Annotated in this window: 7 protein-coding genes; 3 read left to right on the top strand and 4 right to left on the bottom strand. The window is 34.2% G+C overall.

What is annotated here, in order from left to right:
• The coding region (locus D1003_RS11135) for a UvrD-helicase domain-containing protein (protein ID WP_260393287.1) at positions 1-170 on the bottom strand (170 nt) is incomplete at its 3' end.
• 608 nt (positions 171-778) lie between these two features.
• On the opposite strand from D1003_RS11135, the gene D1003_RS00475 reads away from it, so the two are divergent.
• From D1003_RS00475 to secG, 3 genes are all read left to right on the top strand, one after another.
• Positions 779-2,092 carry a pitrilysin family protein gene (locus D1003_RS00475; RefSeq protein ID WP_153935288.1) on the top strand — a complete coding sequence of 438 codons (1,314 nt, stop codon included), beginning with the start codon at positions 779-781 and terminating at the stop codon, positions 2,090-2,092.
• A 12-nt stretch (positions 2,093-2,104) separates the two neighbouring features.
• Positions 2,105-4,147: a pitrilysin family protein gene (locus D1003_RS00470; RefSeq protein WP_153935287.1), complete on the top strand. Its 2,043-nt coding sequence runs from the start codon at positions 2,105-2,107 to the stop codon at positions 4,145-4,147.
• A 141-nt stretch (positions 4,148-4,288) separates the two neighbouring features.
• Complete coding sequence (secG, locus tag D1003_RS00465) at positions 4,289-4,651, top strand: preprotein translocase subunit SecG (RefSeq protein WP_013446734.1); 363 nt, start codon at positions 4,289-4,291, stop codon at positions 4,649-4,651.
• 38 nt (positions 4,652-4,689) lie between these two features.
• On the opposite strand, the gene D1003_RS00460 is transcribed toward secG, so the two are convergent.
• The 3 genes from D1003_RS00460 to D1003_RS00450 form a co-directional block, all read right to left on the bottom strand.
• A complete protein-coding gene (locus D1003_RS00460; protein WP_014938737.1) occupies positions 4,690-5,547 on the bottom strand; it encodes a glycosyltransferase family 2 protein in 858 nt (285 codons plus the stop codon).
• Positions 5,548-5,553: 6 nt separating this feature from the next.
• Positions 5,554-6,162: a recombination mediator RecR gene (gene recR, locus D1003_RS00455; RefSeq protein WP_014938738.1), complete on the bottom strand. Its 609-nt coding sequence runs from the start codon at positions 6,160-6,162 to the stop codon at positions 5,554-5,556.
• 622 nt (positions 6,163-6,784) lie between these two features.
• Positions 6,785-11,197: a S8 family serine peptidase gene (locus D1003_RS00450; RefSeq protein ID WP_153935286.1), complete on the bottom strand. Its 4,413-nt coding sequence runs from the start codon at positions 11,195-11,197 to the stop codon at positions 6,785-6,787.
• Positions 11,198-11,696: the final 499 nt, after the last annotated feature.

The following is an 11,696-nucleotide window of genomic DNA, read 5'->3' as shown; positions in this document are numbered from 1 at the left end:
AGTGCAAGTATATTAAAAGGGTCTACTCCATTGGTGATTAGATGTGCAATACGCATCGTAAGCACACGCGTTTTACCAGAACCAGCTCCTGCCAATACCATTAGTGGTCCCTGTATTGTAGTCACTGCTTTGTACTGAGCTTCATTTAATCCCTTCAAATAATCTACCATAGAAATGCTTTTTAATATTGTCTCTCCAAAAATCCCACAAATTTACAACCTATAAACGATTAAAAAAAATACCGATGATGGTCTTTAGCTATGAAATCTTTTTTGCTTAATGCAATGATAAATATAAAAAAACTATATAGAAATGGTATTTTAAGGACAACAACTTGTTACAAATAGTGTTTTACAAGTAACAAATGGATAATAAGCTGTTACAAATCGTATTTTAACTGTTACAAATGGATAATGGGCTGTTACAAATCGTATCCTAACTGTAACAAATGGATAATGAACTGTTACAAATCGTATCCTAACTGTAACAAATGGATAATAAGCTGTTACAAACAATATTCTACTAGTAACAGATGAATAATAATTATAAACTAATCAAAAATTCAATAAAAAAAGAAAACAAGTTAGCTTTAAAGAATAGATTTCTTTGAATGAAACTGACTTTGTCCATTGTATAAGTACTATCTTTTACAGATTGAAACTTTAACATTTCATTATAAGAGATTTAGAAGAAATTAAAATAATTTTGTAACAAATCATTAGAAAATTCTACTAATCGCTTTAAGAAATTAAAAACAAAAAATAAATTTAATATCGTAATGAAAAAAAAGTTTTTCTCTTTGGCAGTGGCTACTTTCGCGGGAGCTCTGCTAAATGCACAACAAATCAAATTTGAGGAGTACGACCTCCCTAACGGACTTCATGTAATTCTCCATCAAGACAATTCGGCTCCTGTAGTTACTACCGCAGTAATGTACCACGTAGGTGCTAAAGACGAAATGGAAGGTAGAACAGGATTTGCTCACTTTTTTGAACACCTTTTATTTGAAGGAACTCCAAATATCAAAAGAGGTGAATGGTTTAAAATAGTTTCGTCTAACGGTGGTAATAACAATGCTAACACTACTGGAGATAGAACCTACTACTACGAAACTTTCCCTTCTAACAATACCCAACTCGGACTTTGGATGGAAGCTGAAAGAATGAGACAACCGGTAATTAACCAAGTAGGTGTAGATACTCAAAGAGAAGTGGTAAAAGAAGAAAAAAGGCTAAGAATAGACAATCAACCTTACGGAAATCTGTTTAATAGTATTTTAACTTCTGCCTTTAAAAATCACCCTTACAAAGGGACTACCATTGGCTCTATGGAAGACTTAAATGCAGCAAAATTAGAAGAGTTCCAAAGTTTCTTTAAGAAGTATTATGTACCCAATAATGCTACTTTAGTTGTAGCTGGAGACATCAATCCTGAACAAACTAAAAAGTGGATTAACGAATACTACGCCACTATTCCTAGAGGTGCAGAAATTACTAGAAACTTCCCTAAAGAAGCACCTATTACCAAACAAGAAGAAGTAACGGTTTATGATAATAATATCCAAATCCCAGCCTATGTATTTACTTACAGAACGCCATCTAATAAAGAAAAAGATGCTTATGTTCTGGAAATGTTGGGCAGCTATTTAAGCAGTGGTAAATCTTCTGTTCTATACAAAAAATTAGTAGATCAGGAGAAGAAGGCTTTACAAGTACAAGCGGCTAATATTGGTATGGAAGATTATAGCATCTTCGCATTCTTTGCAATACCTATGGGAGCTACTACCAAAGCTACATTAGAAAAGGATATAGATACTGAAATCAAAAAACTACAAACCACACTAATTTCAGAAGAAGATTATCAGAAACTGCAAAACCAGTTTGAAAATCAGTTCGTAAATTCTAATTCTACTGTGGAAGGTATTGCTCATTCTCTAGCAGATAGCTATGTTTTAAAAGGAGATACTAATCTTATCAATAAAGAGATAGACATCTACCGTTCTATCACCCGTGAAGATTTAAAACAAGCTGCGATTAAATACCTTAATCCAAATCAAAGAATCAACATCAATTATTTACCTCAAAAAAAATAATTCTAATCAACAATGAAAAATATCAAATACATTGCAGCGGCGTTTCTAGTTTCAGGAATGTTATCTGCTCAAAATATAGACCTTAATGCAATGCCAAAACCAGGACCTACTCCTACGGTAAATGTGGCACAGCCTAAAACTTTCACCCTTAAAAACGGACTTACCGTAATGGTGGTAGAAAATCATAAACTACCTAGAGTTAATGTTAATCTCACCATAGATACCCCTCCTGTATATGAGGGCAATATCGCTGGAGTTTCTAGCATTATGGCAAGCCAACTAGGTAACGGAACCACTTCCCTTAGCAAAGAAGAATTTAATAAAAAAGTAGACTTCTTAGGAGCTAGATTAAATTTTGGTGCTTCTGGAGCATTTGCCAATACACTATCTAAATATTATCCAGAGGTGGTAAGCCTTATGGCAGATGCTATCATCAACCCAAAGTTCTCTAGTGAAGAAGTTCAAAAGTCTAAAGAAAGAGCGTTAGAAGGACTTAAAGCAGACGAAAAGAGTGCAGAAGCTATCGCTAACCGAGTGTCTGATGCACTTATTTATGGTAAAAACACCGCTTTAGGAGAGTTTAAAACAGCGGAAAGCATCAATAAAATTCAACTAAAAGATGTGCAGGATTTCTATCAAAAATATTACACACCTAACAATGCTTATCTAGTAATTGTGGGAGATGTAAAATATGATGAAGTAAAGAAACAGATAGAAAGCCAATTTAAAAATTGGAAAAAATCTAATGTTAAAATCCCTACTCCTGCACCTGCAAAAAATCTAGCCTCTACCGAGGTTAATGTGGTAGATGTTCCAAACGCTGTACAATCTATCATTAAAGTAGGTAATATTTCTACTTTACAAATGAAAGACCCACAATATTTTGCTGGAGTTATGGCAAACTATATACTTGGCGGCGGTGGCGAAGGCAGATTGTTTATGAACCTTAGAGAGAAAAATGCATTTACTTACGGGGCATATTCTAACCTATCTACAAGTAAATACTCACCTAACTTTAGTGCAGAAGCAAGTGTAAGAAATGAGGTTACAGATAAGGCTGTAAAGGAATTCATCAACGAGCTTAATGCCATCTCTACTGTAAAACCAGAAGAGTTACAAAACGCTAAGGCAAAACTGAAAGGTAATTTCATTATGTCTTTAGAAAAACCTGAAACTATTGCCAGATTTGCTTTAAACCAAAAACTTCAAGATCTACCTGCGGATTTCTATACTAATTATTTAAAATCCATAGAAAAGGTAACAGCTGCTGATATTAAAAAGGTAGTTAATCAAAATATTTTGCCTAATCAAGCGAGAATTTTCATCGCTGGTAAAGCAACAGATATTGCGGATAGTTTAGAAAAATTAGGTTACCCAGTAAAATATTACGATGCCTATGCAAATCCTAGCCAAAAACCTGAAGTTAAAAAAGTAGATGCTAATGTAAATGTAGAAAGCGTTGCTCAAAACTACATTAAAGCCATAGGTGGAAAAGAGGCAGTTAGTAAAATCAATTCTGTTACGATGAATGCTACGGCTACCGTTCAGGGAATGCCTTTGGAAATGACTTTAGTACAAGCAAAAGGTGGCAAAATGATGATGGATATGAAAATGATGGGCAACTCTATGCAGAAAGTTGTATTTGATGGCAAAGACGGCTACATTATGGCTCAAGGAAACAAAATCCCTATGCCAGAACAGGCTAAACAAGAGATGCAAAAATCTACTGAAGTTTTCAAAGAATTAGCGTTTGCTAATAATGGTAACTATGAACTAAAAGGTATTGAAAAGGTGAATAATGAAGACGCTTATGCTATTAAATCAGGTAAAACCACTTATTTCTACAGCGTAAAATCTGGATTGAAATTAGGTGAAACTAAAGTAGAAAAAATGGGCGATAAAGAAATGACTATCCCTTCTACTTTCTCTGATTACAAAGAAGTTTCAGGAGTTAAAATGCCGTTCAAAATCAACCAGAATATGAGTGGTATGGATATTACTTTTGAAGTAAAATCTTACGAATTTAATAAAGCTCAAGAAACAGATTTTAAATAGTTAATAAAACCATAACTTTTTGAACATTAAGAGGCAATTCTATTTGGAGTTGCCTCTTTTTACATAAGTTTTAGTTATTTTATTCTTGATATAAAATTATTCTTCTTATATTTGCGAACTTAAAAAATTATCTTTTTAGTTATGGGTACAGTTTTTACGCTATTTATGGTTCTTATAGTAATTGTGTGTGTGTTGTTGGTATTAGTAGTTTTGGCACAAAACCCTAAAGGTGGAGGTCTTTCAGGAACATTCGGGGGAGCGTCATCGGCATCTTTCGGCGTTCAAAGAACTAATGATTTTATGGAGAAGGCTACTTGGACATTAGGAATTACGGTGGTATTACTAATTGTTTTAAGTGTGGTATTAACTGCAAAACCTACAGTGAATGTGGCTCCTGTAGCTCCTAAGAAAACAGAGTTACCTAATGCTCCACAAGCACCAAACCAAAAAGTAGATTTAAACAACACAGCTACGCCAGTAGCACCAAGCAATACAGGAAACTAAGATTTTGTTAAGTCTTTATTATAGAAAAGCGAAAGAGATTATATTTCTTTCGCTTTTTTTAGTTTTAGGCGTTCTATAAAATATTTTAGTTTTAAACCTTGTAATAGCAATAGGTATTTTAATCTATTTTTAGACTTATAGTATTTTTCTAAAAATAAAAACATTGCTCCATAAAATCTTGACAAATATTTTAAATCTTTCACGGTGCTTTGCCCTTTGTAATGAAGTATAGAATAAGCCCCATAATAGTAGTTTTGAAAGCCTTTACAGATAAGAGTATAGCACAAATCTATATCTTCGCCGTACATAAAATATCTTTCGTCTAAGCCTCCTATATCTAGATATAGTTCTCTTTTCATTAAAAGAAAAGCTCCTGTAATCACTTCTACACAAGCAATTTCGTTTTCGTTGATATCGTTTCTGTAATAGGTTTTACGGTTATTTTTCCGAGAGGTGAAAAGAAATAATTTTTCAAAAGAATTGATGATATTAGGAACAGAGCGTTTGCTCTCTGGAAGAAAATCCCCCGCCAAATTATGCATTCTAACACCGATGCAACCTAAATTATCACAACCATCAGCAAATTCTAACAAACTATCTAGCCCATCACTTTCTAACTCTGTATCTGGATTTAGTAATAAAATATATTCGCCTTGAGCTTTTTTGGCGGCAATGTTATTTGCTTTGGAGAAACCTAAATTCTCTTCTAATTCCATAAAAACGACCTTTGGAAAGATGCATTTAAGTTCTTTCCAAGAGTTATCTGTGGAGCAGTTATCTATAACTATAATTTCGTAATCTACTTTGGCTGCATACTTTTCTATGGACTGAATACAAGCCGATAACAAATCGGTTACATTATAATTAACGATGATGATGCTTAGCTTTTTTTTCATAAAAACTTAATGACCTTTATAAGGTATTCGGTTCAAAATAGACCTCCCCAAAGAAACTTCATCGGCGTACTCTAGTTCATCTCCTACGGAAATCCCTCTTGCAATATTGGAGAATTTAATGTCAAAATGCTTAAACTTTTTATACAAATAATACACGGTGGTATCGCCCTCCATAGTGGCAGATAGTGCAAAAATAACCTCCTCTATCTCCCCTATTTCTAGTTTGCTTTCTAGGGTTTCTATATTTAATTGTTGAGGACCAATGCCTTCCATAGGTGATATTTTCCCTCCTAGAACCAAATATTTCCCTTTGAATTTCCCTGTATTTTCTATCGCCATTACATCTCTCACATCTTCCACAACGCATAGGAGTTCAGCGTGCCTACTGTCATCTGCACAAATTTCGCAAATATCTGTGTCCGAAAAGTTATGGCATTCTTTACAGTATTTTATCTCTGTAACTAGATTTTGTATAGCCTCACCTAGAGCTAGCCCTTGTGAACTAGGTTGTCTAAGCAAATGGAGAGCTAGCCTAAGAGCTGATTTTCTACCTATCCCTGGAAGTCCCGATATTTCTTCTACTGCCTTTTCTAAAACCTTACTTGGAAAATTCATAGATACAAAGTTAGTTTTATTTCAATTTACAATCATACAATTTACCCTAATTTTTTATTCTATTAAGAGAACATCTCTACTTTAAAGGGAGTTAGAAGTTCATCATCAATTTTAATTTTTACATCTAGAAAATGTTTTCCCCTACTTAGAAAATTAAATCCCCCAATATCAATTTTAATTTTTATATCTAGAAAATATTTTCCCCTACTTGGAAAATTAAATCCCCCAGTATCAATTTTAATTTTTATATCTAGAAAATATTTTACCCTACTTAGAAAATTAAATCCCCCAGTATCAATTTTAATTTTTACATCTAGAAAATGTTTTCCCCTACTTAGAAAATTAAATCCCCTAGTATCAATTTTAATTTTTATATCTAGAAAATATTTTCCCCTACTTAGAAAATTAAATCCCCTAGTATCAATTTTAATTTTTATATCTACAAAATGTTTTTTCTATTTACTAAATTAAATATTTTCTTAATGGACTTTGTGTTCTAACTAATATTAGCTAAGTTTTATATATGCCATTCCTTACCCAAACCTCAAATATATCCCCAAAAAGAAAGCCGACCTTGTGAGCCGACTTTCTAAAATTGAATTCTTATTTAAAGTATCAATTTTTATTTAACCATCAGTTTTACATTATGTTTTACACCTTTATCATCTACTAGATTTAGGATATAAACACCTTTAGGCTGTTGGGTTAAATTGAGTTCAAATCTGTTTCCTTTGTACTCGTTGGATAAAATCTGTTTTCCAGACATATCGTAAACACTAGCTTTCAGTGCAGATACAGTAGAAACTGCTTCTACTACAAAATTACCATTAGATGGGTTTGGATATACCCTTAATTCTGTAATAGGTATAGTAATATCAACAACTACCGTTTGCTTATCAGACTTAACTCCGTCAGAGTATACCGCATATACATCGTAAGTATAAGTACCATTTTGGGTCATTGTTTCATTGTATAGACGGGTGTTGTAATCGTTTATATCACTTACCTTAGTTCCATCTTTAACCACTTCGTAACCTACTAAATGAGGTACAGTAGATATTCCGAAAGAAACTTTGCTGCCTATACCACTATTCAGTGAAGTTTCTGGTAACAGCATCTCTCTAGTTACTAGCTTATCTCCTTTTAAGAAGTCGGCTTTAAAATCAGGAAGCGCCTCTTTACTTAGAGTTTGGGTACCTACAGTTACCCCTACTTTTCCGTCCACAGAGTTATCATATCCTACTTCTATATCATCTAATGCTAGTATAAAGCCATTATCATCTTTCTTAGTTCTGTGGTGGAACGCTACAAAGAAATCTTTGTTTGTATAGTTTTTGATATTAACAGACTCCAACTTAAATGTAGGATTAGTTCCGGTAGCTTCAAAGGTATAGACTTTATGCCCAGCCTTCACTTCCTCCGCTGTAGGAGCGTTTCCAGAAGCTGGAGCTTCCACTACATAGACATCATATCTCTCATTGTATTTGTGCCATACATTAAAGTTAAGAACTTCTGCTCCTTTTCTTAGTTTAGGAGTTATCAGTATACTATTGGCATCAAACGGATTCATAAACCACGCATAAGATCTTACACCATACTCTCCACTCTTCTTATATACCCCTGTAAGGTTCCAATCTAGAAGAGGAGAACTCTGGCTACCTATTACCGTCATACCACTAGGCATAGCGTTTCCATCTTCATCTTCAAATCCTTCTTTATAGATAGGATTAAGGTCAGGACGTAGCCATTTCAAGGTTAATAAGTTATTAGTTTTGTCAAAGTTTTGAGTTAAATCATCTACACTATTATATACCTTTTTAACATTGATGTAGTCTGTTTTTTCTACCGTATCAGAATTATGCTCCGAAGTCGCTTTTAGACTTACTTTATATAGACCTTTCTTAGTAAACTTAACATTCAAATCTTTATCCGTGAATGCCGTTGTAGTACCTGTAAATTCTACACCATCAGACGGCGTGATAGTCCATTCAAACTTATTAGGCTCTGGGTTACCAGTAGAAGTATTAGCAAATAATACCGCTTCTCCCTCAAATATTTCTTGTGCACTAGAGATGAAACCTGCTACTGTAGGCGTATTCTTAACTGTGATGTAATCATTTTTAGTTAATACATCTTCTCCTTTATCATTTCTAGCTTTTAGGGTAACGCTGTAAGTGCCTTCCGCAAGTGATACCTTAGGGGCTTCAGAACTGGTAGAAGTTCCATCTTTAAATGTTACTGTATTTGGAGCGAAAGTCCATTCCCAAGAACTTACAGGAAGTGTAGATGCCGTCATCGTAGCATTTTTAAAACTTACTGTTTCGTAAGAGTTAGCTTGTACTTTATCAGCCGAGAAGTCTACATTTGGTTTGCTTTCTGCGTACTCAAACTTTACATTATCCATTGCAAATGCATAAGACTTGTCTGTACCCTCTGTCTTATGATGGAATCCTATATAAGCTACTTGGTCTGTTGGAACTTTAAACTCATAGAAATATCTATTATACTTACCCGTAGCTTCTACTCTAGGTGTAAGCTCTTTCGTCATAGACGAGCTATTAGGATTGTTACCTAAAGATATACTTATAGCTTCTGTAAAATTTTGGAACTTTCTCGCGTGGAATACAACTCTATAAAGAACATCTTTCTTAAGTTTCAGAGGGTTAGAAAAGAACCAGTCATCTACATCTGTTTTTTCACCAGGGAAATTAAGTGCAAATGAATTACCTTCGTAAGCTAAACTTTTATCATCATATTTTCTCCAGGTTCTTCCGTCTGCATCTTTATCTTCAGAAGTCCAACCATTTTTGTTAAAATTATCTTCAAAACCGAACTTATGCGAAGCCATATCTGGTGTTAAATCTGCCACGATACCATAAGCTGATGTTGATAGCTTATTGTCTAAACTTATTTCGTCTGCAGCATAAACCAACTCTGCTTCAACAGAATAATTAACAAATGATTTAGATAAATCAAAATGATGAGTTAAGACTGTTTTACTCGCAGCTGCAAGTGCAGGAATATCTAATTCTCCTGTTGCTACCACTTCATTACTATTGTCTTTATTAACAAGTTTAACGCTTAACTTGGCTCCTGCATTATATGCATCTTTACCTTTGTTTTCTATCTCAAAATTTACAGGCGTACTAGTGCTGTATTCTAAAGGCGTAGCCGCAACTTTTACATCAGTAACTGCTAAATTGTTTCTTACCCCATTATTAACACCAGTAACCACTAGTGAATAGTCTTGAGAAGTAGCAGGTACAAGATTAACTATAAGATTTCCTTCGCTATCACGACTTACCTCGTTTTTCTTTAAGTCTCCTTTGTGTTTTACAACAATAGTATAAGTAGCACCAGCTTCTGGATTTTCTATCACTACCTGCTCTACGTTATCCACATTATTATCCATTTTAACGGCTGGAGCTGCTGGATTATCAGGATTTAATCTCCAAGGTAATACTTCTACACCATCTTTGATTACTCTCACATCCAAATCGTTCACCAACATTTTAGTACTCCTAACATTTAGCGCATTTTCGTCACTCAATACGCTAGGTGCAGGGTCTGCCCATACTACTGTTACCTTGAGAGGAGCGCCTCCTGCCGCTACAACATCAAATGAAGTTTGTGCTCCATTATTTAATGTATTTTCTTGGATTAAAGAATACTTTCCATTTAAGGATATGGTTTTCGCTGCATCAAATGCGTTCAACAATCCCCAGCCAGAAGCATAGTCTGGTCCAGGATTAGCACCAGCTTCGTTTGCAGTTGCAATTGCTAATGCCTTCAATGTTGCAGCTTTCATCATATTTCCTGCATTCAACTTAGAATAGTGTTCTTGCAACAGAAGCAACGACCCCGTAACATTAGGAGATGCCATAGAGGTTCCACTCATAGTACCATAGTCTGTATCTCCAGAACTTACAGAGGATCTAAGCCCCACTCCAACTCCAGAAATATCCGGTTTTATCCTTCCATCGTCCGTTGGTCCAAAGGCACTAAATGAAGCCATCTTTACATCTGTAGGCGATTTATAGCCTCCAGGTATCTTCTGTGCAGCACCTACTACCAGTAGATTTTTCCCAGTTGCACCATAAAGTACACAATCAAATCCGTCATCACCTCCATTCTTTTTTCTATTCTTGGTCGAAGCTATCCATTTTCCAGAAGCATCACGAACATAATGTGTCTCCCCTGCTTTAGGACCATCTCCCCTAGGGTTTCCCGCAGCTTTTACTGGTAGATAGTAAGGTGCATTTAGAGTAATCAAATCCCATTCTCTATCAGGGTCTAAATATTGCCCATAGCCTTTGAACTCGGTATCGTCATCAGAACCCATCCAATGCCATCCTTGTTGTCCTGACCAATTCCCCCAAGCAAAACCTCCTATATACCCATAAGAATGGTTTGATAAGATAGCTCCATTGGTAGCAGCGGCAGTCATCTCATCTTCATCACTATTCCAATCATAAGCATCTAGTGTAGCTTTAGGAGCCATACCTTTTGCAGATGCATCTACTCCAGAAGCCACCATTGTTCCAGCTACATGGGTAGCATGTTCGCTAAGGGTAGTTGCTTTGTCTTTCTGCACAGCTCTTCCTCCAAATTCTCTATGAGAAACTCTTACTTTTCCACCATCCCATTCGTGAACCTTCATTCCACTTCCTTCCAAATTGAATACCCCCGCTTCTGGATGGAGTTTATTAGTGCCTGTTCCTTCTGCCGCTCCAGCGTTGTAAGTAATATAGTAAAGAGGTCTTCCTTTTTTATCAAAACTTCTTAATTGGTAATACCTACCATTACTCTCTCCTTCAAAAGGAATTTTAAGACTTTTAGCTTTAGTCTGCAATTCTTTTACACTAAGGGTAGATTTCCCAAACCCTTTTTGTAGTACATTCAGCTGTTTCAGATTAGAAGATTCTCTAATCTTCTTTACTTGCTCCGCATTTTGTGCAAAGACAAAATTTGGCAACAATAAAAAACTTGCAGCTATTGGCAACAAATTTTCTGTCCCTAAAATAGATTTTTTCATAGATAACACAATGTTTTAGAATTATCTTACAATGTTAAATATTTTTCTTTAATAAAAAAAATCAAACAAATGTATAATAATTACACATATACTGTAATTTTTAAATTTAAATTAATTTTATTATTTTTTTTACAAAAAAAATAAATTAAACAATTGAAAATATATTTTGATACATCTAATTCATATGTGTATAATACCTAATTTTAAACTCTTAAATCACTTATAATGAAAATATTACAGACTAACGAAATGAATATTTTTTTATTAAAAAACAATAAATTGATTGTGAAGTAAATGAATAATTTTATTTCATTAAAGTTCTTAAAATCAAATTAATAATAGATTATCAAGTTTAAAAATATGATAAAAATCATATTTTTAGATTGAATATTATGTAATTTACAGAGATTCTATTTATAATCAATCTAAACAAAAGACATGTTAAAAATCTTAGAAATGACTACATAAAAGAAAAGGGTAATGTTACTCTAAATGAAAA

The organism is Riemerella anatipestifer (assembly GCF_009663465.1).
GTDB classification, from domain to species: Bacteria; Bacteroidota; Bacteroidia; order Flavobacteriales; family Weeksellaceae; genus Riemerella; species Riemerella anatipestifer_C.
Note: the sequence above shows the minus strand (reverse complement) of the source record. Positions and strands in the feature narration are given on the sequence as shown.

Excerpts from the sequence above, each read along its gene's own strand:
- D1003_RS00475 (WP_153935288.1), top strand. The coding sequence starts at position 779 with ATGAAAAAAAAGTTTTTCTCTTTGGCAGTGGCTACTTTCGCGGGAGCT.
- D1003_RS00470 (WP_153935287.1), top strand. The coding sequence starts at position 2,105 with ATGAAAAATATCAAATACATTGCAGCGGCGTTTCTAGTTTCAGGAATG.
- secG (WP_013446734.1), top strand. The coding sequence starts at position 4,289 with ATGGGTACAGTTTTTACGCTATTTATGGTTCTTATAGTAATTGTGTGT.
- D1003_RS00460 (WP_014938737.1), bottom strand. The coding sequence starts at position 5,547 with ATGAAAAAAAAGCTAAGCATCATCATCGTTAATTATAATGTAACCGAT.
- recR (WP_014938738.1), bottom strand. The coding sequence starts at position 6,162 with ATGAATTTTCCAAGTAAGGTTTTAGAAAAGGCAGTAGAAGAAATATCG.
- D1003_RS00450 (WP_153935286.1), bottom strand. The coding sequence starts at position 11,197 with ATGAAAAAATCTATTTTAGGGACAGAAAATTTGTTGCCAATAGCTGCA.